This is a genomic window from Lutibacter maritimus (genome assembly GCF_900116115.1).
Lineage (GTDB): Bacteria > Bacteroidota > Bacteroidia > Flavobacteriales > Flavobacteriaceae > Lutibacter > Lutibacter maritimus.
In genome coordinates, this window is record NZ_FOZP01000002.1 from 334,061 (window position 1) to 360,151 (window position 26,091).

A 26,091-nucleotide genomic window follows, 5' to 3' on the forward strand; every position below is an offset into this window, starting at 1 on the left:
CAAAAAATAGATTTATGCAACAATCAAAAATAAAAGGCAGAACCCGAGCACAAGAGTCTTCAAGCGCTATAGAGCGTTTATATATTTCAATGCGTCATTTATTTAGCAGAGGTTTTTACAAACCTATGGGAATTTCTGGAGACGCTTTACGTCAGGCCTTGTTGTTATTACGTCCTGAAATTTATGGAACTATTGCAGAAGAAAAAGTAGAGTTAAACGGGTTAATTTATGTGCTTGAAAGATTGCCAATTGGTATTGAAGAATGCAGATATATTAATTTAACGGCAGATGAAGGGTATTCTAATTCGCATTTTAAACCAATTATTCCTCCTAAAAGAAGAAGAAATTGTTATAGAATAGACAAAGACCAAATGAATATTGAGGTTACACGTGGTAGATCTGAAATTTATGATATTTTAACACACCTTACTTTTTTATTTATTGAATCGCACAAAATAGCAGAAAGAGTTTTAATTGAAGAAGGAACCGATACGGTTAGAGAGTGGAAAAAGCTTGAAGAAGTTGTACTTAATAACAAAAAATTATCTAGAAACGAATGTGATATTTTACTAGCACATGTAGCGGGTATTATTGGTAGAACTTTTGAAGAAACACAAAAAGTTTATTTTGTTTTAGGTGAAAAAAACAATCCAGATCGGTTTTTCCAAATTATATATTGGCTAGGTTCTTTAGCAATTAGCGAAATTGTTGATAATTTAAAAAGAGCCATTTCATTTAGTCCAATTTTACGTGAAAGAATTGGGCACCATATTTATGGTGAAATTTGGGCAAATAATATTAAAGAAGTTTTAATTGAAAAGAAATTAGCCGATAGACCAATTCATATTATTAGTGCTAATATGCATAGCGTTATGAACTCAATTTATGCGCCAGTTGTACTTCCACAGCAAATTGAAAATAACAATCCTATTTCATTATATGTATTGTTAAGCAAAGAAGAAAATGAAGATTTGCGCCACCAAGTTAAAGAATATGCTAAAGAAAACGGATTAACTTTTATTCCAGATATTTCAGGTACAAATATTGATGTACAAATTATTGATACCGAAAAAATTGATATTAGTAAAACACAATATACCATTAAAAATAGCTTGGAACATGACGAAAAACCTGTAATTATTGTGATGGATTATGCGTTTGGTGAGCAAGCATACGAAACGATGGATGAATTGTTAAAACCTTTTAAATGTGATAACGGTAAAAAGCACCATTTAAATGTTGATTCAATTTCAATTATGGGAAAAGCCGGAATTTTAGAAGGAGGAAAAGGAGATATTATGATTCCTTCATCCCATATTTTTGAAGGAACAGCTGATAATTATCCGTTTAAAAATCAATTAAAGAAAAAAATGTTTGAAGGTTGTGGCGTGAATGTTTATGCAGGTTCTATGGTAACGGTTTTAGGAACATCACTTCAAAATAAAGATATTTTAAAGTTCTTTTACGATTCTACTTGGAGTGTTACCGGACTTGAAATGGAAGGAGCTCATTACCAAAAAGCCATTCAGGCAGCTTCAAAAATTAGAGGAAATATTTCAAGTAAAGTGAAAGTAAGATACGCATATTATGCATCAGATAATCCATTAGAAACAGGAAGTACATTAGCTTCAGGTGGTTTAGGTACAACAGGAGTTTTACCAACATATGTAATTACTCAAAAAATATTAGAGCAAATTTTTTAATAAAATTGGGCAAAAAAAGATACATATTTCCAAAAAGAGTTTTTGATATTGTTTTTTCTAGTATAATTATTATTACTGTGTTAAGTTGGCTAATACCACTTGTCGCATTAATTATTTTTTTTGAAACTGGTGAAGAAACATTTTTTACACAAAAAAGAATTGGAAAAAATGGAGTGCAGTTCAATATTTATAAGTTTAAAAGTATGCGAGGAGAATCACCAGTTAATGATCCTCTTTTATCAAAAGATGAAATTGCACGAATTACTAAATTTGGACATTTTTTAAGAAAATATAGAATCGATGAATTTCCTCAATTTTTTAATGTTTTAAAAGGTGAAATGAGCATTGTTGGTCCACGACCAGAAAGACAGTTATTTTTAAATGGAATACTAGCTTTTATACCAAAATATAAAGAAATTCAAAAGTTAAAACCAGGAATTACATCAATAGGTCAAGTAAAATATGGATATGCAGATAATTTAGATCAAATGCTAAAAAGAGCGAGATACGATTTAATTTATTTAGACAATTTATCCTTATTCACAGATTTTAAATTAATTTTAAGCACAATAAAAGTCGTTTTTGAAGGAAAAGGACGGTAAAATAAAACTACATGAACGTATTAATAATTGGATCAGGAGGAAGAGAACACGCATTTGCATGGAAAATAGCACAAAGTAATTTACTAACTAATTTATTTATTGCGCCTGGAAATGCAGGAACTAAAGAAGTTGGAACAAACTTAGATATAGATCCAACAAATTTTGAAGTAGTAAAAAAGCATATTTTAGAAAACAATATTAAACTAGTAGTAGTAGGTCCAGAAGATCCATTAGTGAAAGGAATTCATGATTTCTTTTTAAATGATACTGAATTAAAAAATGTTGCAGTAATTGGCCCTCAACAATATGCAGCCCAATTAGAAGGTAGTAAAGAATTTGCCAAAGAATTTATGGTACGCCATAACATTCCAACCGCAGCTTATGAAAGTTTTACTGCTGAAAATTTAGAAGCAGGCTATTCTTTTTTAGAAACCTTAAAACCACCATATGTTTTAAAAGCTGATGGTTTAGCGGCTGGTAAAGGTGTTTTAATTTTAAATGATTTACAAGAAGCAAAAGATGAGCTAAAAGAAATGTTAACCAACAAAAAATTTGGTGCAGCAAGTAGTAAAGTGGTTATTGAAGAATTTTTAGATGGTATTGAGTTAAGCTGTTTTATTTTAACTGATGGTAAAAGTTATGTAAACCTACCAAACGCTAAAGATTACAAAAGAATTGGTGAAGGTGATAAAGGCTTAAATACCGGAGGAATGGGTGCGGTGTCGCCAGTACCTTTTGCAAATGATACGTTCATGAAAAAAATTGAAGAGCGTGTTATAAAGCCAACAGTTGATGGTTTGCACAAAGATAATATTCCATACAAAGGATTTATTTTCTTTGGAATTATAAAAGTAGACAACGAACCAAAGGTAATTGAATACAATTGCAGAATGGGTGATCCGGAAACTGAAGTGGTCATTCCACGAGTAAAAAGCGATTTTCTTGAATTGTTGATTGCTGCCGGAAAAAACGAATTGCATACCAAAACTATTAAATTAAAAGAAGAAAGCGCTTGTACTGTTGTATTAGTTTCGGGTGGATATCCTGAGGCGTATGAAAAAGGCAAAGAAATTCACGGATTAAATGAAGTGGATAATTCTATTGTTTTTCACGCAGGAACAACTTTAAAAAACGATACAATAGTTTCAAACGGAGGTAGAGTTTTGGCAGTTACCTCTTATGGAAAAAATTATAAAGATGCATTAAAACAATCGTACCAAAGCATTGATAAAATTTGCTTTGATAAAATGAATTTTAGAAAAGATATTGGTTTTGACCTTTAAAAAAAAATTCTTGTTGCTCCGTTAAATTGGGGTTTAGGTCACGCAACGCGTTGTATTCCTATTATAAATGCTTTAATTGACGCTAATTTTGAGCCAATTTTAGCAAGTGATGGTATTGCATTGTTATTACTTCAAAAAGAATTTCCATTATTAAAAAGTTACACACTTCCAAGTTATCATATAAAGTACACAAAAAGCAGTAAATACTTAAAATTGAAGCTGCTTTTAAGTGTTCCATCTATAATTTCTGCTGTAAAAAAAGAAGAAAAAATGGTTGCTGAAATTGTTGAAAAAGAACAATTATCAGGAATTATTTCCGATAACCGATTTGGCGTTTATCATGCGGATATTCCTTCAGTTTATGTAACACACCAGTTAAATGTACTTTCAGGAGTGACCACTTTTATCACTTCAAAAATTCATCAAAAAATAATTAAAAAATTTACGGAATGTTGGGTACCTGATTTTAATGATAAGCAAAACTTATCGGGAAATTTAGGGCATTTAAATGATACTAAAATTAATATAAAGTATATTGAACCGCTTAGCAGATTTAAAAAGCAGGAATTAGCTTTAAAATACGATTTAACAGTATTGCTTTCTGGTCCCGAACCTCAAAGAACATTATTAGAATCTAAATTATTACAAGAATTAAAACAATTTAATGGAACTATTTTGTTTGTGCGTGGTGTTTTTTCAGATGAAAGCATTGATGTTCCTCAGAATTTCATCATAAAAAATTATTTATTGGCTAATGAATTAGAGCGTGTTTTAAATCAAAGTAAAGTCATTATTTCAAGATCAGGTTATTCAACAATTATGGATTTGTTAGCACTTGAAAAAAAAGCTTTTTTTATTCCAACTCCTGGGCAATTTGAACAAGAATATTTAGCTAAAATTTGTGAGAAAAAAGGAATTGCTCCTTTTGCAAATCAACAAAATTTTAGTTTGAATGACTTAGAGAAATTACAAAATTTTAAAGGTTTTAAAGCAAAAGAAACAGCATTAGATTTGAGGCTTTTCAAGCTTTTCCAAAGTAAATGAAAACTCTGAACCTTTACCGTATTCACTTTTTAGTGATATTTTTTCGTTATGAGCTTCAATAATATGTTTCACAATAGAAAGCCCTAATCCAGAGCCTCCTTGATCTCGAGATCTACTTTGGTCAACTCTGTAAAAACGTTCAAAAAGACGTGCTTGATGTTCCTTTTTAATTCCTTCACCATCATCAGTAATTTTAACTACTATTTTACCTTTTTTATCTTGTTTAACACTTACAATGGTAGTTCCGCCAATTTTTCCATATTTAATAGAGTTTACTAATAAGTTAGTAAGTACTTGTTCAATACGTTCTACATCACCAATAACCATTATTGGAAATGTATATTGTTTGTTAAAAATAAGAGAGATATTTCTTTTTTTTGCCTTCATTTCCAACAACTCAAAAACATCTTGGATTAAGTTAATAATGTTAAATGGTTGTTTGTTTAAATTTAAATCGGCAGCTTCTAATTTAGAAATTAAATCGAGGTCTTTTACAATAGCAATTAACCGTTCTACACCTTTATTGGCTCTGTTTAAGTATTTTGGACCAATTTTTTTATCGTTCATAGCGCCATCGGCTAAGGTTAAAAGATATCCTTGAACGGTAAAAAGCGGTGTTTTTAATTCGTGTGAAATATTGCCTAAAAACTCTCTGCGGTAACTTTCTCTTAAATTTAGTTTTTTAATTTGTTGTTGTTTGTTTTCAGCAAATTTTTCAACTTCACGAGATAGGGTAGCTAAATCTGAAGTAATAGAAGTTTTATTAAAATCCGATTTATCTAAAATAGAAACGCTGTCGTATATTTTTTTAATACGTTGATAAATAAATTTTTCTAAACGATATTGGGTAATTATAAAAGTTGAGCTAAAAACTATGGCAATAAATAATAGCATATAGCTTATACTCAACAAAATATCTAAAACAAAATAAGCCGATAAAAATAAGGTAATTGTTGTAAATAAAGTGATGAATAATGAGGAGAAAAAAGCAAAAGAATATGTTTTTTTAATCTTCATCTATTACAAATTTATACCCAACACCTTTTACAGTTTTAAAATTATTATCACCAATTTTTTCACGTAATTTTCTTATATGCACATCAATAGTTCTGCCACCAACAACTACTTCATTTCCCCAAACACTGTCTAAAATATCTTCGCGTTTAAAAACTTTTCCTGGTTTTGAAGCTAGTAATGAAAATAATTCAAATTCTTTTCGTGGTAAAGATAGTTTTTCACCGTCTTTTATAATTACGTATTCTTCTCTATCAATAATAATTTCACCAACATTAACTTGTTCAGATGATGAAGATGATGAATTTTCAAAATCTGTAACTCTTCGTAGTAAGGCTTTAATTTTGCTTACTAAAAGTTTTGGTTTTATTGGTTTTGTAATATAATCATCAGCACCAACATCAAACCCTGCAACTTGCGAGTAATCTTCGCCACGAGCAGTAAAAAAAGTAATAAGTACGTTTTCTAGTTCTTTTATACTTCTTATTTTTTCACAAGCTTCAATGCCATCCATTTCAGGCATCATAATATCTAAAATAATTAAATGAGGTATTTCTTTTTTTGCAATTTTAATAGCTTCAACACCATTTTTTGCTGTAAAAATTTTATAACCTTCACTTTTTAAATTATAACCAACTATTTCTAAAATATCTGGTTCATCATCTACCAATAATATTTTAATATCTGAATTTTTCATAGTATCAAAAAATAAATACTTTCAAAAGTAATCATAAAATGTTATTTCAGTACAAATGAAATGAAGTTATTAAAAGTATAACAATTACGTAACATTAAAGTTACGGTTTATTAATATTTTAAGGCTGTTTGTTAATTAGTGGTATTTTTTTTACACCAAAAGTTTAAATAAAACTCATTTTTAATTATTTTTGGGTAATTGCTAAAATTACAATCTATGAAAAAGAATTACTTACTATGCTTGGCATTTGCCATGTCTTCAGTTTTTTATGCACAAACTATTTTTATTAATGAAATACATTATGACAATAATGGTGGCGATGTAAATGAGGGTATTGAAATTGCGGGTCCTGCCGGAACGGATTTAACAGGTTATGAGGTTAGATTTTATAATGGTTCAGATAATGATTCTTATTTATTGTTATCGTTATACGGAGTAATTCCAAATCAACAAAACAATTTAGGAACACTTTGGTTTGATAAAGCAGGTATACAAAATGGAAGTCCAGATGGAATGGCTTTGGTTGATAACTTAGGAAATGTAGTGCAATTTTTAAGTTACGAAGGTACAATAACAGCGGTAAATGGGGTTGCAAATGGAATGACCTCGGTGGATATTGGTGTTTCTGAAAACGAATCAACACCTGTAGGTTATTCATTACAACTTATTGGAAACGGGAAAACATATTCAGATTTTACGTGGTCAGGTCCAGTAGCTGCTACGCCAGGATTTCAAAATACTAACCAAACATTGCCAATTGCTGAAAATACGATCGAAAATTTCACAATGTATCCAAATCCAGTTGTTAATGGGAAATTTTCAATATCTTCAAAAAATAAATTAGATAAATTGGTTGAAATTAATACGCTTTTAGGTAAACAAGTGTATAACCAAATAGTAAAGGCCAATGAAACTGTGGAAGTTTCTTTTTTAAATAAAGGAATTTACATTCTTAAGGTTGAAGAAGAAGGTAAATTAGCCATAAAAAAGTTAATAATTCAATAATAATTGATATAATTGAAAAGCTATGAATTTAAAATTAGATTTTGAAAATATTTTATTTTTAGACATTGAAACCGTTCCTGAAGAAAAGGATTTTTCAAATTTATCAAAAGAAGTTCAGGACTTATTTGCGTTAAAAACACACTATCAACGTAAAGAAGATGTTACTGCAGAAGAATTTTATGAACGCGCGGGTATTTGGGCGGAATTTGGTAAAATTATATGCATATCAGTTGGTTATTTCACCAATTTTAAATCTGAAAATAGAAATTTTAGAGTCACTTCATTTTTTGGAGATGAAGAACAACTTTTAAAAGATTTTAAAAGTTTGTTAGAAAATCATTTTAATAAACCACAGCACTTATTATGTGCGCATAACGGAAAAGAATTTGATTTTCCTTTTATTGCACGCCGTATGATTATTCATCAAATAGCTTTACCAGAAAAGTTAAATTTATTTGGTAAAAAACCTTGGGAAATACCACATATTGATACTATGGAATTATGGAAATTTGGTGATTATAAACATTTTACTTCGCTAAAATTATTAACCTCTATTTTAGGAATTCCTTCACCAAAAGATGATATATCAGGTAGTGAAGTTGCAACGGTTTATTATAATGAAAATAATATTAAGCGCATTGTAACTTATTGCGAAAAAGATACCATTGCTATTGCGCAACTATTGCTGCGTTTTAACAATCAACCGTTAATAAATGATTTAAACATTATTCACGTTTAGAGGTTTTTTTCTAAAACTATATTAAGTTTAAAAATAGAATAAATTAATCTTCTAATTTAGTAGAAAGTTCTAACCAACGCTCTTCTTTTGCATCAATTTTGTTTGATAATTCTTGAAGTTGAATAGATAATTTATTGATTTCATCACCATCCAAAGAGCCATCTAAAAATTTTGCTTCAATTGCTGCTTTTTCTTTGGTTAATTTTTCAATATCACCCTCAATAGCATCAAACTCCATTTTTTCTTTGTAAGAAAGTTTTGCTTTTGGCTCAGATTTTTGACGTGTATCTGTAGCTTTTTCAATTAAAACAGGTTCTTCATCCTTTGGTTTAGAGTCTTCATACACTCTAAAATCGGTATAATTTCCTGGAAAATCTTCAACATTGCCATCGCCTCTAAAAATAAATAAATGATCAACAATTTTATCCATAAAATAACGGTCGTGTGAAACTACTAATAAACATCCTGGGAAATCTAATAAGAAATTTTCTAACACATTTAAGGTTACTATATCTAAATCGTTGGTTGGCTCATCTAAAATTAAAAAATTTGGATTTTGAATTAAAACGGTACATAAATATAAACGTTTACGTTCGCCACCACTTAATTTTTCAACAAAATCATATTGTCTTTTTCTGTTAAATAAGAAACGTTCTAATAATTGTGCAGCAGAAATTTTACGTCCTTTGGTTAATGGTATGTATTCTCCAAACTCTTTTATAACTTCTATAACTTTTTGTCCTGGTTTAATAACAATTCCATCTTGTGTATAGTAACCAAATTTTATGGTGTCACCAATTATTACTTTTCCACTATCAATTGGAATTTGACCCGTAATTATGTTTAAAAAACTAGATTTTCCCGTACCGTTTTTTCCAATAATTCCAATGCGTTCACCACGTAAAAAATTATATTCAAATTTGTCTAGTATTTTTAAATCGCCAAAAGTTTTTGAAATGTTATGCAGTTCTAAAATTTTAGAGCCCATGCGTTCCATATCAATTTCAAGCTGAACCACATGGTCGTTTCTTCGTTGTGAAGCCACTTCTTTTATTACATAAAAATCATCAATTCTACTTTTAGATTTTGTGGTTCGCGCTTTTGGCTGTCTGCGCATCCATTCCAATTCTTTTTTAAATAAGTTTTTTGCTTTATCTACAATAGCTTGTTCAATTTCTAAACGTTCTTCTTTTTTTTGTAAATAATTTGAATAGTTTCCTTTATACGTATAAAATTCACCATTATCAAGTTCAACAATTTCATTGCAAACACGTTCTAAAAAATAGCGGTCGTGCGTTACCATAAAAAGCGTTATTTTTTCTTTTTCAAAATAACTTTCTAGCCATTCAATCATTTCTAAATCTAAATGATTTGTTGGCTCATCTAAAATTAACAGGTCGGGTTTATGAATTAAAATTATTGCAAGCGCCAAGCGTTTACGTTGCCCTCCGGATAACGATTTTACTTTTTGCGATAAATCTTCTAATTTTAACTTAAATAAAATTTGTTTGTATTGTGTTTCAAAATCCCAAGCGTTAAAACGTTCCATTTTTTCAAAAGCTTTTTGGTACGCTTTTTCATCTTCCGGATTGTTTAACGCATGCTCATATTCCTCAATAATTTTTAAGGTTTCGTTGTCTGAATCAAAAATAGTTTCTTCAACGGTTAGTTCATCGTTTAAATTATCTTCTTGCGATAAATATTCAATTTTTAATCCTTTTCGGCTAATCACCTTGCCGGTATCAGAACTTTCTAAACCCGCAATTATGTTTAATAATGTAGATTTTCCTGTACCATTTTTGGCAATAAAAGCAATTTTTTGATCTTTATTTATACCAAAAGAAATATTGCTAAATAGCTCTAATTCACCAAATGATTTTGAAATATTTTCAACCGATAAGTAATTCATTTAAAATAAATTTTAGCGCAAAACTACACAAAATAAATGCTAAAACTGCAATAAATGTTTTTTGGACGTTCCCTTTCAGGTCGGGCTTTCACTACTCGCTTTTTTAAAGTTTTATTAAAACTTTAAAAAGAGCTCAAACAAACCGTTTAATCCCTAACGCAGTTTTAAACATTTTAGTTATTTTTAAATCAGTATTTTTATCAAAAAAATTAAACGATGCTTTCAGTACAAAATGTTTCAATTTCCTTTAAATCTAACAAACACTATAACACTGTTGTAAATAATATATCGTTTGAGTTGGGTAATCAACAAATTTTAGGAATTGTTGGCGAATCGGGTAGTGGAAAATCGGTGACTTCATTAGCTATTTTGGGATTGTTGTCAAAAAATGCAAATGTTGAGGGAAACATTCTTTTTAATGACGTTGATCTTACAAAAATTTCAGAAAAAGAATTTCAAAAAATTCGAGGCAATCAAATTTCCATGATTTTTCAAGAACCTATGAGTTCTTTAAACCCTAGTTTAACTTGTGGTTATCAAGTATCAGAAATTATACTGCAACATAAAAAAATATCAAAAACAGCAGCAAAAAAACAAGTAATTGAACTATTTAATAAGGTAAAATTACCAAGAGCAGCAGCAATTTATAATCAATATCCGCATCAAATTTCTGGCGGACAAAAACAACGCGTAATGATTGCAATGGCAATTGCGTGTAAACCTCAAATTTTAATTGCTGATGAGCCAACTACTGCTTTGGATGTTACAGTTCAAAAGGAAATTATTGAATTGTTAAAAGAGTTGCAGCAAGAAACTAAAATGAGCATTATTTTTATTACGCATGATTTATCGTTGGTTTCTGAAATTGCAAACACTGTTTTAGTGATGTACAAAGGTGAAATTGTGGAGCAAGGTTTGGTGGAGCAAGTTTTTAAAAAACCCATAAATAATTATACAAGAGCGTTGATTAACTCTAAACCAAATTTAAATGAACGCTTAAAAAAGTTGCCAACGGTTAAAGATTTTATGGAAAATAACGTGCATCATGAAGTTTATACAACAAAAGAACGTGCTGAATTTCATCAAAAAATTTATGCCAAAAAACCCCTGTTAGAATTAAAAAATTTAGCTACATATTTTAATGCTGAAAATAGTTTCTTTTTTAAAAATGACAGCTTGGTAAAAGCGGTGGATGAGGTTTCATTTCAATTATTTGAAGGTGAAACATTGGGTTTGGTTGGCGAATCTGGTTGCGGTAAAACAACACTCGGCAGAACCATTTTGCAATTAGAAAAAGCCACAAAAGGAACCATTTTTTATAATGAAAAAGATGTAACGCATCTTTCAAAAAGTGAACTAAAAAGTTTTAGAAAAGAAGTTCAAATTATATTTCAAGACCCGTTTTCTTCATTAAACCCAAGAATTCCAGTAGGTCAGGCAATTATGGAACCCATGAAAGTTCACGGAATTTTTAATTCTTTTGAAGAGCGTAAAAACTATGTTTTTGAAATTTTAGAAAGAGTTGGCTTAACTCCAGAGCATTTTTATCGCTATCCGCATGAATTTTCTGGTGGTCAACGCCAACGAATTGGAATTGCGCGTACCATTGCACTAAAACCAAAATTAATTATTTGTGATGAATCGGTTTCGGCATTAGACGTTTCTGTACAAGCGCAAGTATTAAATTTATTAAATGAACTTAAGCAAGATTTTGGTTTTACCTATATTTTTATATCACATGATTTGGCAGTTGTAAAATATATGTCCGATCAATTAGTGGTGATGAATAAAGGAAAAATTGAAGAAATTGGCGATGCTGATGCCATTTACAAAGCGCCAAAAACAGCGTATGCTCAAAAATTAATAGATGCAATTCCTAAAGGAATTTAATACCAATAATTGTATATTGCGCCACATATGAAAGTCAATTTTTCACATAAAATAGTTTATATTGGAATTTTAATAATTTCACTATTTTCATATGCGCAACAGCCAATAATTGCCAATGTTAATACAAATAATTTAGAATTTCAACAACATTTTTTTGAAGCTTTAAAACAAAAATCTATCAATAATTTTAGCAAAGCCATTGTAAGTTTGGAAAAATGCAATCAGTTAGATTCTGAAAGTTTAGCGGTAGATTTTGAATTTTCTAAAAATTATTTATTCTTAAAAAAATACTTTGAAGCTGAAATATTTATTGATAAAGCTTTACAAAAAGAACCGAATAACAAATATTTGATACTACATAAAATTGCCATTTTTAAAGCGCAACAAAATTTTGAGAGTGCTATAAAATTGCAACGTAATCTTGTAAAAATTTATCCTGATTTAAGCGATGACTTAGTGTTGTTGTACATTCAAAATCAAAATTTTGAGGAAGCTGAAAAATTGATTGATGAAATTGATAAAAATGGATTAAAATCTTTAAAAACAATTGGTTATAATGATTATTTGTTGAGTAAAAAAGGGCTTAAACCAAATGATAAAGAAATTATTTCAGCTAAAAATACTACTATTGAAAGTTTAAGAAAAGATTACTTAAAAACTAAAGACTACGCAATTTTAAATCAATTATTAAAGTTAGAATTAGAGCAGCAACTGTTTGATATTTTAAATGAAGATAGTAAAAGTGGACTGGAATTATATCCAGCACAACCTTTTTTGTATTTAACAAATGCAACAGCGCTTAATAAACTTGAAAAATATAATGACGCAATTACCGTTCTTACTATTGGCATTGATTTTGTTATAGATGATAGAATAATGGAAGCTAATTTTTATGAACAGTTGTCTATTGCTTATTTTGGAATTGGCAATAAAACAGAAGCTACAAAGTTTAAACAAAAGGCTGCTCAATTAAGAACATAATCGTATGAAATATTTAAAAATAATAGTTATTTTACTCATAGGTTTTACATCGTGTAAAACAAATAAAAAAGTAGTGGAAGGTGCTGCAATTGAAGCAATTTCAACCAAAAAAATTATTAATAATCATTATAGTAATAATTTTAACCAAAAAACTATTGATGCAAAGTTAAATGCAAGATATACCGATAAAAAAACCAGTGCTACGGTAACTATTAAATTGCGAATGGAAAAAGATAAAACAATTTGGATGAGTGCAACAAAATTGGGATTTCCTCTAGCAAAAGTATTAATTACTCCAACCAGAGTTAGTTATTACGAAAAATTACAAGGCACATATTTTGATGGAGATTTTTCACTTTTAAGTAAGTTTTTAGGAACAGAATTAGATTATGAAAAGGTGCAAAACATTTTATTAGGTCAGGCTATTTTAAACTTAAAAAAAGGCGATTATAATTCTAAAATTGATGATAAATTATATGAAATTTATCCAAAAAATGACAATGAATTATTTGGCATTTTATTTTTCATGAATCCTGATAACTTTAAATTAAATCGACAAGAAATTAGAAATGATGATAAGAAACAATTATTATCAGTTTCTTATTCAGGATATAAAAAAATAAAAGGAGAGCAATTTCCGGAAAATATAGCTATAAGAGCAATTGACCAGACCAATATTACTACCATAAATATTGAATATAGTTCGGTAACATTTAATGAAAAATTAACCTTTCCGTTTGAAATTCCTAACGGATACAAAGAAATTATTTTAAAATAATGCAGTTTAAAATCTATTTCCCTATAATTATTTTCGCACTTTTTTTTAGTGCAACTATGCATTCTCAAAATTCTAAAAGACAACAATTAGAAGCGCGTAGAACGCAAATTCAAAAAGATATTGTGTATATAAATGCACTGCTTTCAAACACTAAAAGAAAAGAATCTAACTTATTAAGTGATGTAAAAGATTTAAAACATAAAATTAAAGTTAGAGAAGAGTTAATTTCTGTGATTACCAGTGAATCTAATGAATTAAATAATGAAATTTATGTAAAACAATTAGAAATAAACAAAAACAAACGTGATTTAGAAACTTTAAAAAAGGATTATGCTGATATGATTTTTAAATCGTACCAAAGCAAATCTCAAAATAGCAGAATTATGTTTTTACTGTCTTCTGAAAACTTTTTTCAGGCATATAAAAGGTTTCAATATATGAAACAATATACTTCTTTCAGAAAAATGCAAGGAGAAGAAATTCTAGAAAAAACAACCAAATTACAAGCTTTAACAGATTCATTAAAAATTAAAAAAGATCAAAAAACAGCGCTGTTAAACGAAAAGAAAAAAGAGCAAACTGTTATTGAGAAAGAGAGAAAAGAACAAGAAAAGTTATTAAGTCAGGTTAAAGAGAAAGAAGGAAACTATAAAAGACAAATTCAAAAATTTCAAAAAGAAGAAGAACGCATTGATGCGCAAATTGAAAGATTAATTAGAGAAGCTATTGCAGCATCTAATAAAAAAGCTGAAGGAACTTCTACTAAAACAACTACCGGAACATCATCAAAGGCAACATTTACATTAACGGCTGAAGCAAAAGAATTGGCTTCTAAATTTACTTCAAACAAAGGAAGTTTACCTTGGCCAGTTGAAAAAGGATATGTTTCTACGTATTATGGTAAACAGCCACATCCAATAGTTTCAAGTGCTACTATACAAAGTAATGGAGTTAGAATTACTACTGAAGCCGGAAGTAAAGCAAGAGCGGTTTTTGAAGGTACTGTTTTAGCAATTCAGGTAATGTCTGGTAACCAAAAAGCTGTTTTAATTCAGCATGGTAATTATATAACGGTTTACAAAAATTTAGAAAACGTTTATGTGAGTACTGGAGATAAAGTTAGTACTAAACAGGAAATAGGAACTATTTTTACGGATAGAATTACTGGTAAAACAATTTTAGGATTCATTTTATCTAAAAATACGGATACTGAAAATCCTGCTTCTTGGATTTATAAAATGTAATTTAGCTATTAAAAAGTGCTTTTAATTCGGTAGCTTCTTGTGGTTTCATTTTTCCTGAAAGAATTAAACTTAATTGTTTTCTTCGTAAGGCACCTTCAAAGCGTTGTTTTTCCAACTCTGTTTCTGGTTTAATTTGTGGAATTTTTACAGGAGTTCCTGTGTTATCTACAGCTACAAATGTATAAATACCTTCATTAACTTTGGTGCGAATTTGAGATTCTCTATCCTCAATCCAAACATCAACATAAACTTCCATAGATGATATAAATGCTCTGGAAACTTTAGCTTCAACAGTTACAACACTTCCTACAGGAATAGCCTTATTAAATGCTACGTGATTTACAGAAGCAGTTACAACAATTCTATGCGAATGACGTCTAGCAGCAATACTACAAGCTCTATCCATTCTGGCTAATAATTCACCACCAAATAAATTTCCGAGTGGATTTGTTTCGCCTGGAAGAACAATATCGGTTAAAATTGTTAAGGAATCATGAGGAGTTTTTACCATGAGTTAATTTTTTAGCAAAGGTAAACTTATTTTAACGAAAAATGAAAATTGGGTAAATTCTAGAATTCCTGAACTAATAACCAAGCGTCTTTAGATTCAGTTTTATGAATAGCCCTTAACTTGTTAATTGCTTCGTTTTCATCATTCAAACTTTCGTAGGCAACTTGTGTTAAATTCCATTTATTAACGCCTAAAATTTTAGCGTTAAATCCTTTTCCCTTTAGTTCTTGCAATTTTTTTTCAGCATTTTCAGTTTCTCTAAAAGCGCCAGCAATGATATGATAATTAAAGGTTTCTTTGGCAACATTTAAAGTAATTGCAGGTAACGGATTGCTAATTACAAATGTTGCTTCTTGTATAGATTTTTCTACTTTTTGTTGTTGAATTTGAGTTGCAGCAGCTAAATTGTTGTACTCAACTTTTTGATATTCATTCCAACCAACTGTTCCAAGCGCAAAAATAATGGCAGCTGTTGCAGCATATTTAATAAATGTAGGAGTTTTTCTTTTGTTTTCTTCTGTATTTAAAACTGGAGCAATTGTTTCTAACTGTTTTACTTTTTGTTTATAAGCAATTCTACTAACAGCTGGAGATACATAGGTATTTAACCCAAACGATGAAGTTAAATAATTAATTGAATTAGCAGGTTCAAAAATAAGTTTTCCTTCTTTGTTTAAAAGAAGTGAACCAATATTTTCTAATTCAAGTTCTTCATTTTTTAATTGTTGTTTCCAATTTTTTACTTCAGCATTTATAAATTCAACAGCATTAGTGAAAGAAACACCTTTAACACTAGCAATATAATTTGCTAACAATCCATCATTGTTTTGTAAATGAGCATTAAAAGTTAATTGTTTTGACGGTGCATAAAAAGTATGCGTAAAGTGGTTCACTTTTGCCGAAACTTCATTGGTTACAAAACCTCCAAAATTTGGAACAATTACACATTCGTATCTGTATAATAAATCGCTGATGTATGTTGCTAATCTCATTAAAACAAATATAGCCAAAACAGCCATAAATTTTAAAAGTTATCATCTTTTTTATTAACAAAATTTTTATATATTGAAATTCAAATTGTTAAAATATGCTAGAAGAAGATTTACTGTACGTTTTAGCGTTACAGCGCGTAAAGGGTATAGGCGATATTAATGCTAAAAAACTTATTTCTTATTGCGGAAACGCCAAAAGTGTTTTAAAAGAGAAGGCTAAAAACTTAGAAAAAATAAATGGAATTGGTGCTTTTACCATTCAAAATTTGTTTGATGAAACGTATTTAAAAGAAGCTGAAAAAGAGCTTAAATACATTCAGGAAAATAATATTGAACCAATGTATTTTGAAGATGAAAAGTATCCTTCAAAATTAAAACATTGTGTTGATGGCCCATTGTTGCTTTTTAAAGATGGAAGTTTTAATTTAGAAAATAGACCAATAATTAGTGTTGTTGGAACACGAAATATTACCAGTTACGGAAGAGATTTTTGTGAGAAATTTGTGTTGGATTTAAAAGAATACAATCCTATTATTGTAAGTGGTTTTGCTTATGGTGTTGATATTTGTGCCCACAAAGCGGCTATAAAAAATAACTTGACAACTATTGGCGTTTTGGCACATGGTTTTGAAGAGATTTATCCGAAATCACATAAAAAATACGTTGCTGAAGTTTATAAGAATGGTGGTTTTTTAACCGAATTTTGGCACAATGAAACACCTTTGCGTGAAAATTTTTTAAAACGAAATAGAATTGTAGCTGGAATTTCAGAAGCTACCATAATAATTGAATCTGCCGAAAAAGGTGGGTCTTTGGTTACCGCAGATATTGCAAATAGTTATAGTAGAGATGTTTTTGCCGTTCCCGGAAGAACTACTGATAATTTTAGTAAAGGTTGCAACGATTTAATTAAAAGAAATAAAGCGGCTATTTTAACCAGTGCAAGTGATTTGGTTGAAATGCTGAATTGGAATTTAGTTAAAAATGAGCCTAAAGCAATTCAAAAACAATTATTTGTTGAATTAAATGAAAACGAACAATTAATATATGATTTTTTAGTAGATGAGGGAAAGCAATTATTAGATAGTATTTCGCTTACTTGTCAATTACCAATTCACATTACAACAACTGTTTTATTTCATTTAGAAATGAAAGGTTTGGTGAAACCTTTGCCAGGAAAACAGTTTGAAGCAATTTAAAGCAATTAATTAAACATAAATTAATCTTATCAAAGGGTTTCGTAAAGAAACTGTGAATCATTTTTTAAAAGCATTTTATATAATTACTTTTGAAGCTTAATAAAAAATGAAATGATTACAATACCAGAAAATGCTAAAGGATTAATTTTTGATTTAGATGGCACCATTGCAAATACTATGCAGCACCACTTTGAGTCTTGGAGAAAAGCTATTCTGCCATATGGCATAGATTTTAATGCTGATTTATTTATGCAATTAACTGGAAAACCACGTTGGGCAACAGTTGAAAAATTAAATGAACTATTTGGCACTAAAATGGATCCAATTGCTGTTGGAAATGTAAAAGCATCTCATTTTAAAACGTTGGTAGATTCAACTGAAGAAATTGCTGTGGTTGCAGATGTTGTTAGAAAATACCATTCAGTTTTGCCAATGTCTATTGGAACAGGAAGTACTAGAAATGGTGCAAAAAAAACCTTAGAAATTATTAAAATGCAACATTTTTTTGATTTTGTAATTACTGCAGATGATATTACAAATCCAAAACCACACCCTGAAACTTTTTTAAAATGCGCAGCACTTATGAAAGTGAATCCTAAAGACTGTGTTGTTTTTGAAGATGGAATTTTAGGAATGCAAGCTGCTAAAGATGCAGGAATGATGGTAGTAGATGTAAATGATTATTTTGAAACGGTTTTTGTGCTGTAAATATTAAAAGATTTTTTTCATAAAAAAATCGTCTAAAAATTAATTTTTAGACGATTTTTACTTCTACTTAAATAGTAAATATACTAACTTTAGTTATTTTTTTAATGTCACCTCAGTACGTCTGTTATTTTGACGACCTGCTGCTGTTTTATTCGTATCAACTGGTTTACTTTCTCCGTAACCAACTGTTGTTAATCTATCAGGGTTAATACCGTTTGCAATTAAATAATCTCTCACTGCATTTGCTCTTCTTTCAGATAATAATTGATTTGATCTATCAGTTCCTACACTATCGGTATGACCTGCAATTACAAAGTCTGCTTCTGGATAATCTTTAAATATGTCAGTCATTGATCTTAAAATATTAATAGATTCTTTTTTGAAACTTGCTTTTCCTGTATCAAACAAAATAGTTCTTGCATATTCATTTAATGTTGCCATAACCTCAATTGTTGGTAGTATTGGACAACCACTATTTAATGCAGGACCTGCTAATGTTGGACATTTGTCGATATTATCTAAAACACCATCTCCGTCTGTATCTGGCCATGGACAACCTTTATTTTCTATTGGACCAGCAACTGTTGGGCACGTATCTTCTTTATCAATTACACCATCACCATCAGTATCTGGACAGCCTTTGTTTGCTTTGGTTCCTTTTTCATTTGGACATGCGTCATTTTTATCAGCAATTCCATCACCATCCGCATCTGGACAACCGTTTAAGGCTAATAAACCAGCTACATTAGGACAATCATCTTTAGAATCCGTTATGCCATCATTATCAGTATCAGGGCAACCATTGAATGCTGCTAAACCAAATATGTTAGGACAATCATCATTTTTATCATATATACCATCACCATCAGTATCAGTTCCTCCAAATTTTATTACAAGTCCTGCTGAATGTTGTAAATGTTGAACAATATTGCTTTCGAATGTATGCTTGTATTTTGATTCAATATTTAATCCAACGTTATCATTAAACCAAACATTAAATCCTACACCACCATTTGCAGTAGCCGTTCCTAAGCTACCCAACCAAGTATAACCACCACCAACTGTAACATATGGGTCAAACCATGAAGATTCTATAAAATTATATTTTAAAGCACCATCTAATCCATAATAAGCCAAATCGCTAGTGCTATTGTCACCCATTTTAGATATTTTGTTTAAAGAACCTGCTGCTTCTAAAGAAAAACCTTCCGTTAAATATCTGCTAACAGTAATTTTTGTTACTGCTGGTATAATATTGTAGTGGTCATCTACATTAAAATATTCATCAAACCAAGCTCCATGACCTGCTAAACCAGGGTTTGTTGGGTAGAAATCTACGGCATTTATACCAATACCGATTGCCCAAGGATTATCTTTGTCTTGCGCATTTATAGTACTTAAACCGTTCATCAGAAATAAAGCCAGTATGGCTAATTTTAAATATTTCATATTTAGTAAATTTATTTTCATAATCTTTTAAGTTTTAAAAGTTAATTAATTAAGATACCTAGTACTATGTATTTAGAATTTGATATCTTTTCATTTTTAATCTAAAGCAAATTTATGGCACTAGGCTTTTAAAAATGTTATATAATTACCATTATACTTTATATAATTCAAATATTTTTAGCAAAATGTAATTTTATTTTAGGTTTTAACAACCCTAATGAAGTTTATGTAAAAACATATAAATATTTGTTTTTAAGGTGTTTGGGTTGATAAATATACTTAAAATTTGAAATAGCTATTTCTGTTTTTTGGTTTGAATACTTTCAATAATTACAGTGATTAGTATAAGTGAACCACCAAAAAAAGTAGAAAGTGACGGTATTTCACTTAAAAAAAGCATTCCAAATAAAATTCCATAAATAGGGCTCATGCTGCTCATAATACTTACAGCGCTTATTTTAAAGTTTTTAAAACTGTTTACAAATAAGGTATGACCAATGGTTGTAGTAACTAAAGCAAGGGTTAACAATCTTCCCCAATTATTAATGTTGGCATAGTGTAAATTATCTTTAAATAATACTGGGAATAATAGCGCAATTATCACAAGCATTTGATAAAACATTACTTTTGATGCGTTGTAATGTGATAAATTTCGTTTTGTAATAATGTTTCTTAAGGCATAAAAAACGGCTGATATTAATCCCATTAATACGCCTTTGGTATAACTGTTTTTGAAGTTAAATTCTGGGGTTAAAAAATAAATTCCTACTAAAACCAAGAAGCTTAAGAATAATTGGTATTTGCTTAGTTTTATTTTAAAAAACACAGGTTCTAACAAAGCTGTTATTACTGGGTATGTAAATAAGGATAACATTCCAATAGCAACATTAGATAAATGTAATGCGTAAAAGTAGGTAACCCAGTGCGCTCCTAATAAAAATCCACTTAAAAATAATGAAAATGCATCTTTTCTATTGTTTATTTTTAAATCATATTTTTTATACCAACAAAACAATCCAATAAAAATTGCTGCAAATAAACAACGCCACCAAATAGTTATTTCAGGAGGAAATGAAATTGAGCGCCCTAAAACACCAGATGTGCTAATAAAAACAACAGCAATATTTAACTCTAATAAATTTTTAAGATGTCGATTTTTCAAATTTTATATTTTTTGAAGCGTTTCTAATGCCTTTTTAACTGATGTAATTTTTATAAAAGTTAACAACAATCTAAGTCCAGCTTTGGTATCTTTTTCTTTCATAACACAAGAGCTTCCATTTTGTTGAACATATTGCAATACTTTTGTAAATGTTTGTGTTTGATAAAATGAACTTTGTTGGTCTGAAATAAAATAGCACAACATTCTGTTTTGTTTTAAAATTAACTTTTCAATACCCAATTGTTTAGCAATCCATTTTATTCTAACACTATCTAATAAATCAACAACAGGTTTTGGTAATTCCCCAAATCTATCAATTAATTCTAATTCAAACTGTTGTAATTCTTCTTCTTTTTTTAGTTCACCTAATTTGTTATATAAACTTAATCGTTCTGTAATTACATTTACATAATTGTCTGGAAATAAAATTTCAAAATCAGAATCAATTTGAATTTCTTTTACATATTCTTTTGGCTTATCTGATGTGTCTTTGTATAAATCTTTAAACTCATTTTCTTTTAATTCTTCAATAGTTTCATTTAATATTTTTTGATACGTATCAAAACCAATATCGTTAATAAAACCGCTTTGTTCACCACCTAATAAATCTCCAGCACCACGAATTTCCAAATCTTTCATAGCAATATTAATTCCACTTCCTAAATCGGTAAATAATTCAATAGCATTCATTCGTTTTCTAGCTTCATCAGTCATCATATGATGCGGAGGTGTAATAAAATAACAGAACGCTTTTTTATTGGAACGTCCAACACGTCCACGCATTTGATGTAAATCAGACAAACCAAAATTATTGGCATTATTTATAAAAATAGTATTGGCATTTGGCACATCTAAACCACTTTCAATGATAGTTGTAGAAACCAAAACATCAAATTCATTATCAATAAAAGCCAACATTAAGTTTTCTAGCTTTTTGCCATCCATTTGTCCGTGACCAATGCCAATTTTAGCATCAGGAACTAAACGCTGTAATAAACCTGCAACTTCTTTTATGTTTTCTATTCGGTTATGAATAAAAAACACTTGTCCTCCACGCTGAATTTCATATCGAATAGCATCACGAATTACTTCTTCGTTAAAACGAATAACGTTACTTTCAATAGGAACACGGTTTGGTGGCGGTGTACTAATAACCGACAAATCACGCGCTGCCATTAAGCTAAATTGTAATGTTCTTGGAATTGGTGTTGCAGTTAGCGTTAACGTATCAATATTTTCTTTAATAGTTTTTAGTTTGTCTTTTACGGCAACGCCAAATTTTTGTTCTTCATCAACAATTAAAAGTCCTAAATCTTTATATTTTATGGCAGAATTTGTTAATTGATGCGTTCCGATAACAATATCAACAGTTCCTTTTTCCAAGCCTTCTAAAACACCTCTACGCTGGTTTGCGGTTCTAAACCTGTTTAAATATTCTACAGTTACAGGGAAATCTTTTAAGCGTTGACTAAACGTTTTAAAATGTTGAAAAGCTAAAATAGTGGTTGGCACTAAAATAGCTACTTGTTTACCATTATCAACTGCTTTAAAAGCAGCTCTTACAGCAACTTCGGTTTTACCAAAACCTACATCGCCACAAACCAAACGATCCATTGGTTGTTCACTTTCCATATCGTTTTTTACATCTTGTGTTGCTGATGATTGATCTGGAGTATCTTCATATAAAAAGCTCGCTTCCAATTCGTGTTGTAAATAACTATCTGGTTGGTATTGAAATCCTTTTTGAATTTTTCGTTTTGCATATAATTCAATTAAATTAAATGCAATATGACGAATGCGTGTTTTTGTTTTTTGTTTTAATTTTTCCCAAGCGCCAGAACCTAATTTGTATAATTTTGGTGGCGCGCCATCTTTTCCGTTATATTTTGATATTTTATGAAGCGAGTGAATGCTGATGTATAAAATATCTCTATCGCCATAAATAAGTTTAATGGCTTCTTGTTTTTTACCTTCAACTTCAATTTTTTGAAGTCCACCAAATTTTCCAATTCCGTGATCAATATGTGTTACGTAATCACCAATTTCAAGATTTGTTAATTCTTTTAATGAAATGGTTTGTTTTTTAGCATAGCCATTTTTTAATCGGAATTTATGATACCGTTCAAAAATTTGGTGATCGGTATAACAAATTAAGTTGTTTTCAACATCAATAAAACCTTGGTATAATGGAAAAACTATAGTTTTATATTCAATTTCTTTGTCAACATCTTCAAAAATATCATGAAAACGATCGGCTTGTTTTTGAGAATCGCAAAACAGGTAATTTGTAAATCCGTTTTCAGTATTTTTATGAAAGTTTTCAATTAATAAATCAAACTGTTTGTTAAATGAAGGTTGCGGCTTAGTGTTGAATTGGATAACGCCATTTAAAGCCTGATTTGAAATTCTTTTATTAGAAGCTTCTTCCAATTCATTTTGCCTAGAGTTTATTATTTCAGCAACTGTAAAATTGCTTAATTGTTTTTTAATTAATGCGCCATCACAAAATAATTCATCAGGTTTTCCGTGGTTTATTGCGGTTGATAATTTTTTAAATTCTTCTTCGGCTTTGCTGAAAAGGTTATCTAATTTATTAAATATTAGCTCATTATCTTTAATAAAAACAACTGTTTTGTTGGAAATATAGTTTAAAAAACTTTCACGTTTTTCGTCTAATGCTTTATTTTCAACATTAGGCATAATGCTTATTTTGGTCAGTTTTTCAGTAGAAAGTTGTGTTTCTACATCAAAAGTTCTAATGCTATCCACTTCATCACCAAAAAATTCTATTCTATAAGGTTCATCGTGTGAAAATGAAAACACATCAATAATTCCACCTCTTACCGAAAATTCTCCGGGTTCACTTACAAAATCTACGCGTTCAAAATGATATTCAAACAATACTTCGTTTACAAAATCTAAACTTAAACTGTCGTTTACAGCAATTTTTAACGTATTTCTATTCAGTTCAGCTTTTGTTACTACTTGCTCAAATAAAGCATCGGCATAGGTAACAATAACTGCTGGTTTTTTTCTAGAATTTAATCGGTTTAAAACTTCTGATCGCAATAAAATATTGGCATTATCTATTTCATCTATCTGATAAGGTCTGCGGTAAGAACCTGGATAAAAAAACACATCTTTATCATTTATCAATTGTTCTAAATCGTTTAAAAAATAGGCGGCTTCTTCCTTATCATTTAATAAAAACAATATAGGTTTGTCTATAATTTTAAAACTTTCTGAAATAATAAAAGACAATGACGACCCAACCAAATTCGATATTTGAAATTGGTGATGTTCCTTTTTAAGTGCCTGAGTTATTTGTTTTTTTATAACAAATTTCTCGTAAATATTTATAATGTTTTGCTTACTCAATTGTTGCAAATTTTGCCAAAGGTAGCATTTTATGAAAAACAAGGAAAAATTCCATAAAATTTATTAACTTTAAATAAGTAATTTAAAAAGTATAAGTTATGTCAATATCAGATTTATACCCAACAGGACTTCATGAACAAAACTTAGCACATTTTGCTTCATTGATAAGAATTGCCTTACACGATGGCAAAATTAACGCTAAAGAACGCCTATTATTAGAAAGACTTTCTCTTAGATTAGATATTTCAACCAATGAATTTAATGAAATTTTAAAAAATCCTTCAAAATATCCTATGGTTTCACCAGTTAGTTATGATGAGCGTTTAGAGCATTTGTTTGACTTAACTAAAATGTTGTTTTTAGATAGAAATCCGACAATAGATAAAACTTCATTAATGGGAAGAATTGCCGTAGAACTTGGGTTTCCAGCGGAAAATGTACGTCTAATAGTAAAAGAGTCAATCGACTTTTTTATAAAAGAACCTGACGCTGATGATTTTAAAAAAATAATTAAAAAAGCGAACACAATTAAGCATTAAAACAATTTTTTAAAATTGAAAATGACAAATATTTTATTGGTTTAATTATATTTGCCCATAAAAAAATCATTAAAATGGCATTGTCAGATTATAATTTAAGTGGTGAACAAAAAAGAAATATAGCGCATTTTGCTAGTATTGTTAGGCTTGCACAAGCTGATGATATTATTACAAAAGAAGAAGAAAAGTTATTAAAGAGAGTAGCAAATCGATTCCATATTTTAGAAGAAAAATACAACGAGATACTAAATTCTCCTGAAGATTTCCCAATGCACGCCCCACATAATTACGATGAACGAATTGAACATTTGTTTGATTTAGCTAAAATGGTTTTTGCTGATGGTGAAGCAAAGGGTGAAGAAGCTAATGTTTTACGAAAAATTTGTATTGGATTAGGTTTTCCGATTGATAATGTTGAAAAAGTAGCTGATGAAGCTATACATTTAATTTTAAATGATAATGATTTAGAGGAATTTACCAAAGCAATAAAACAAGTAAATAAAAGTTAAATAATTGCTATTTATAAATCAAAAAAACTTAATAATATACTATATTAATTTATTTTACGTTACATATTATTAGGTTATAACAAAACCCCCGCATAAAAATGAAGTATTTATCGTTTAAGAAATTTATTTTTTTTCTATTCCTTAATATATTGATAGGACACAATCTTTATTCACAAGATGAGTATAATAAATGGGTTGTAGGTATTGGTATAAATGCAGTAGATTATTTTCCTATTGATAATACAAAACATAATGTAAACACAGGAAATCCTGATGGATTTTTTAATGAAATCACGAATGCTCAAGATCATTGGAATATTGGTGGACCAAAAATTAATGTTACAAGATATTTAAAAAAGAAGTTTTCTTTTGATGCAGGACTTTCTTTAAATAAGATTACAAAACTTGGAGAAATAATGATAGACGATATTACCTATATTGCTATAGATGGTAATATTCAATATAATATTTTTAACAATCAAAGAGTTATAAATCCATTTGTTTTTGCAGGAGGTGGCTACACTTTTGCTGATAGAAGTGGAGGAACATTTAATAGTGGAATTGGTGCAAATTTATGGTTTAGTCCTAAATTTGGTTTAAATGCACAATGGGCTTATAAATACAACTCACCAGATTTTGCTCTATTACCTCATTTTTACTATTCATTATCTGTTGTTATGAAATTAGGTATGACAGGTAGGGGTGGTAAAAGATTTATGTGGAGAGACGGCGCTAGTTGTTTTTAAAACATTTTA

General features: G+C 29.4%; 23 protein-coding genes. 15 read left to right on the plus strand and 8 right to left on the minus strand.

Annotated elements, in window-relative coordinates; genetic code table 11:
• The first annotated feature begins 14 nt into the window (after positions 1–14).
• The 4 genes from BM335_RS04745 to BM335_RS04760 all read left to right on the plus strand — a co-directional run bounded on the left by BM335_RS04745 (position 15) and on the right by BM335_RS04760 (position 4,632).
• Positions 15–1,703 carry a DUF6909 family protein gene (locus BM335_RS04745; protein WP_090223679.1) on the plus strand — a complete coding sequence of 563 codons (1,689 nt, stop codon included), beginning with the start codon at positions 15–17 and terminating at the stop codon, positions 1,701–1,703.
• A 5-nt stretch (positions 1,704–1,708) separates the two neighbouring features.
• Positions 1,709–2,305: a sugar transferase gene (locus tag BM335_RS04750; RefSeq protein ID WP_177219158.1), complete on the plus strand. Its 597-nt coding sequence runs from the start codon at positions 1,709–1,711 to the stop codon at positions 2,303–2,305.
• An 11-nt stretch (positions 2,306–2,316) separates the two neighbouring features.
• A complete protein-coding gene (purD, locus tag BM335_RS04755; RefSeq protein WP_090223684.1) occupies positions 2,317–3,588 on the plus strand; it encodes a phosphoribosylamine--glycine ligase in 1,272 nt (423 codons plus the stop codon).
• A 213-nt stretch (positions 3,589–3,801) separates the two neighbouring features.
• Positions 3,802–4,632 carry a glycosyltransferase gene (locus tag BM335_RS04760; RefSeq protein WP_245780607.1) on the plus strand — a complete coding sequence of 277 codons (831 nt, stop codon included), beginning with the start codon at positions 3,802–3,804 and terminating at the stop codon, positions 4,630–4,632.
• On the opposite strand, the gene BM335_RS04765 is transcribed toward BM335_RS04760, so the two are convergent.
• Both BM335_RS04765 and BM335_RS04770 read right to left on the minus strand, forming a co-directional pair.
• Positions 4,594–5,649, minus strand: a complete 1,056-nt coding sequence (locus tag BM335_RS04765) for a sensor histidine kinase (RefSeq protein WP_090223688.1) — start codon at positions 5,647–5,649, stop codon at positions 4,594–4,596. The two genes, BM335_RS04760 and BM335_RS04765, sit on opposite strands and share 39 nt — an antisense overlap.
• Positions 5,639–6,343 (minus strand): response regulator transcription factor, encoded by a 705-nt coding sequence (locus tag BM335_RS04770; protein ID WP_090223691.1) that lies wholly within the window; start codon positions 6,341–6,343, stop codon positions 5,639–5,641. The genes BM335_RS04765 and BM335_RS04770 overlap by 11 nt, the downstream gene beginning before the upstream one ends.
• A 216-nt stretch (positions 6,344–6,559) precedes the next feature.
• Between BM335_RS04770 and BM335_RS04775 the strand changes: the two genes are divergently transcribed.
• Together BM335_RS04775 and BM335_RS04780 are read left to right on the plus strand one after the other, a co-directional pair.
• The gene (locus BM335_RS04775; RefSeq protein ID WP_143102380.1) at positions 6,560–7,348 is read left to right on the plus strand and encodes a T9SS type A sorting domain-containing protein; all 789 of its coding nucleotides are present in this window, start codon (positions 6,560–6,562) and stop codon (positions 7,346–7,348) included.
• Between the two features lie 22 nt (positions 7,349–7,370).
• On the plus strand, positions 7,371–8,087 hold the full coding sequence (locus tag BM335_RS04780; RefSeq protein WP_090223698.1) for a 3'-5' exonuclease: 717 nt from the start codon (positions 7,371–7,373) through the stop codon (positions 8,085–8,087).
• A 43-nt stretch (positions 8,088–8,130) separates the two neighbouring features.
• Here BM335_RS04780 and BM335_RS04785 read toward each other — a convergent pair whose 3' ends face one another.
• Positions 8,131–9,996: an ABC-F family ATP-binding cassette domain-containing protein gene (locus BM335_RS04785; RefSeq protein WP_090223701.1), complete on the minus strand. Its 1,866-nt coding sequence runs from the start codon at positions 9,994–9,996 to the stop codon at positions 8,131–8,133.
• A 216-nt stretch (positions 9,997–10,212) separates the two neighbouring features.
• Between BM335_RS04785 and BM335_RS04790 the strand changes: the two genes are divergently transcribed.
• Genes BM335_RS04790 through BM335_RS04805 form a run of 4 tightly spaced genes read left to right on the plus strand, consistent with a single transcriptional unit; the run spans position 10,213 to position 14,889 of the window.
• Positions 10,213–11,886: an ABC transporter ATP-binding protein gene (locus tag BM335_RS04790; RefSeq protein WP_090223704.1), complete on the plus strand. Its 1,674-nt coding sequence runs from the start codon at positions 10,213–10,215 to the stop codon at positions 11,884–11,886.
• A gap of 27 nt (positions 11,887–11,913) precedes the next feature.
• Positions 11,914–12,867 carry a tetratricopeptide repeat protein gene (locus BM335_RS04795; protein WP_090223706.1) on the plus strand — a complete coding sequence of 318 codons (954 nt, stop codon included), beginning with the start codon at positions 11,914–11,916 and terminating at the stop codon, positions 12,865–12,867.
• 4 nt (positions 12,868–12,871) lie between these two features.
• Complete coding sequence (locus BM335_RS04800; RefSeq protein ID WP_090223708.1) at positions 12,872–13,645, plus strand: lipoprotein insertase outer membrane protein LolB1; 774 nt, start codon at positions 12,872–12,874, stop codon at positions 13,643–13,645.
• Entirely contained in the window at positions 13,645–14,889 is a 1,245-nt protein-coding gene (locus tag BM335_RS04805; RefSeq protein ID WP_090223710.1) for a murein hydrolase activator EnvC family protein, read from the plus strand. Before BM335_RS04800 ends, BM335_RS04805 begins: the two co-directional genes overlap by 1 nt.
• Before the next feature lies 1 nt (position 14,890).
• Here BM335_RS04805 and BM335_RS04810 read toward each other — a convergent pair whose 3' ends face one another.
• Positions 14,891–15,400, minus strand: coding sequence for an acyl-CoA thioesterase (locus BM335_RS04810; RefSeq protein WP_090223712.1), 510 nt, complete (start codon positions 15,398–15,400; stop codon positions 14,891–14,893).
• A 59-nt stretch (positions 15,401–15,459) separates the two neighbouring features.
• Complete coding sequence (locus tag BM335_RS04815) at positions 15,460–16,392, minus strand: HU domain-containing protein (protein WP_090224058.1); 933 nt, start codon at positions 16,390–16,392, stop codon at positions 15,460–15,462.
• Positions 16,393–16,487: 95 nt separating this feature from the next.
• Here BM335_RS04815 and dprA point away from each other — a divergent pair, with 95 nt between their 5' ends.
• Positions 16,488–17,591 (plus strand): DNA-processing protein DprA, encoded by a 1,104-nt coding sequence (gene dprA, locus BM335_RS04820; protein WP_090223715.1) that lies wholly within the window; start codon positions 16,488–16,490, stop codon positions 17,589–17,591.
• 111 nt (positions 17,592–17,702) lie between these two features.
• Complete coding sequence (locus BM335_RS04825) at positions 17,703–18,299, plus strand: HAD family hydrolase (protein WP_090223717.1); 597 nt, start codon at positions 17,703–17,705, stop codon at positions 18,297–18,299.
• A gap of 93 nt (positions 18,300–18,392) precedes the next feature.
• Here the strand turns inward: BM335_RS04825 and BM335_RS04830 are convergent, their stop codons facing one another.
• From BM335_RS04830 to mfd, 3 genes are all read right to left on the minus strand, one after another.
• Entirely contained in the window at positions 18,393–19,769 is a 1,377-nt protein-coding gene (locus tag BM335_RS04830; protein WP_394332774.1) for an OmpA family protein, read from the minus strand.
• A gap of 274 nt (positions 19,770–20,043) precedes the next feature.
• Complete coding sequence (locus BM335_RS04835; protein ID WP_090223722.1) at positions 20,044–20,910, minus strand: DMT family transporter; 867 nt, start codon at positions 20,908–20,910, stop codon at positions 20,044–20,046.
• A 3-nt stretch (positions 20,911–20,913) separates the two neighbouring features.
• Positions 20,914–24,288, minus strand: a complete 3,375-nt coding sequence (mfd, locus tag BM335_RS04840; protein WP_090223724.1) for a transcription-repair coupling factor — start codon at positions 24,286–24,288, stop codon at positions 20,914–20,916.
• Positions 24,289–24,386: 98 nt separating this feature from the next.
• Here mfd and BM335_RS04845 point away from each other — a divergent pair, with 98 nt between their 5' ends.
• From BM335_RS04845 to BM335_RS04855, 3 genes are all read left to right on the plus strand, one after another.
• On the plus strand, positions 24,387–24,827 hold the full coding sequence (locus BM335_RS04845; protein ID WP_090223727.1) for a hypothetical protein: 441 nt from the start codon (positions 24,387–24,389) through the stop codon (positions 24,825–24,827).
• A 74-nt stretch (positions 24,828–24,901) separates the two neighbouring features.
• Complete coding sequence (locus tag BM335_RS04850; protein ID WP_090223730.1) at positions 24,902–25,336, plus strand: tellurite resistance TerB family protein; 435 nt, start codon at positions 24,902–24,904, stop codon at positions 25,334–25,336.
• Positions 25,337–25,485: 149 nt separating this feature from the next.
• A complete protein-coding gene (locus BM335_RS04855) occupies positions 25,486–26,082 on the plus strand; it encodes a hypothetical protein (RefSeq protein WP_090223732.1) in 597 nt (198 codons plus the stop codon).
• Positions 26,083–26,091 lie beyond the last annotated feature (9 nt).

What these genes read in the sequence shown, in the direction of transcription:
- BM335_RS04745 (WP_090223679.1), top strand. Translation starts at nt 15, where the DNA reads ATGCAACAATCAAAAATAAAAGGCAGAACCCGAGCACAAGAGTCTTCA.
- purD (WP_090223684.1), top strand. Translation starts at nt 2,317, where the DNA reads ATGAACGTATTAATAATTGGATCAGGAGGAAGAGAACACGCATTTGCA.
- BM335_RS04765 (WP_090223688.1), bottom strand. Translation starts at nt 5,649, where the DNA reads ATGAAGATTAAAAAAACATATTCTTTTGCTTTTTTCTCCTCATTATTC.
- BM335_RS04770 (WP_090223691.1), bottom strand. Translation starts at nt 6,343, where the DNA reads ATGAAAAATTCAGATATTAAAATATTATTGGTAGATGATGAACCAGAT.
- BM335_RS04775 (WP_143102380.1), top strand. Translation starts at nt 6,560, where the DNA reads ATGAAAAAGAATTACTTACTATGCTTGGCATTTGCCATGTCTTCAGTT.
- BM335_RS04780 (WP_090223698.1), top strand. Translation starts at nt 7,371, where the DNA reads ATGAATTTAAAATTAGATTTTGAAAATATTTTATTTTTAGACATTGAA.
- BM335_RS04785 (WP_090223701.1), bottom strand. Translation starts at nt 9,996, where the DNA reads ATGAATTACTTATCGGTTGAAAATATTTCAAAATCATTTGGTGAATTA.
- BM335_RS04790 (WP_090223704.1), top strand. Translation starts at nt 10,213, where the DNA reads ATGCTTTCAGTACAAAATGTTTCAATTTCCTTTAAATCTAACAAACAC.
- BM335_RS04795 (WP_090223706.1), top strand. Translation starts at nt 11,914, where the DNA reads ATGAAAGTCAATTTTTCACATAAAATAGTTTATATTGGAATTTTAATA.
- BM335_RS04800 (WP_090223708.1), top strand. Translation starts at nt 12,872, where the DNA reads ATGAAATATTTAAAAATAATAGTTATTTTACTCATAGGTTTTACATCG.
- BM335_RS04805 (WP_090223710.1), top strand. Translation starts at nt 13,645, where the DNA reads ATGCAGTTTAAAATCTATTTCCCTATAATTATTTTCGCACTTTTTTTT.
- BM335_RS04810 (WP_090223712.1), bottom strand. Translation starts at nt 15,400, where the DNA reads ATGGTAAAAACTCCTCATGATTCCTTAACAATTTTAACCGATATTGTT.
- BM335_RS04815 (WP_090224058.1), bottom strand. Translation starts at nt 16,392, where the DNA reads ATGAGATTAGCAACATACATCAGCGATTTATTATACAGATACGAATGT.
- dprA (WP_090223715.1), top strand. Translation starts at nt 16,488, where the DNA reads ATGCTAGAAGAAGATTTACTGTACGTTTTAGCGTTACAGCGCGTAAAG.
- BM335_RS04825 (WP_090223717.1), top strand. Translation starts at nt 17,703, where the DNA reads ATGATTACAATACCAGAAAATGCTAAAGGATTAATTTTTGATTTAGAT.
- BM335_RS04830 (WP_394332774.1), bottom strand. Translation starts at nt 19,769, where the DNA reads ATGAAAATAAATTTACTAAATATGAAATATTTAAAATTAGCCATACTG.
- BM335_RS04845 (WP_090223727.1), top strand. Translation starts at nt 24,387, where the DNA reads ATGTCAATATCAGATTTATACCCAACAGGACTTCATGAACAAAACTTA.
- BM335_RS04850 (WP_090223730.1), top strand. Translation starts at nt 24,902, where the DNA reads ATGGCATTGTCAGATTATAATTTAAGTGGTGAACAAAAAAGAAATATA.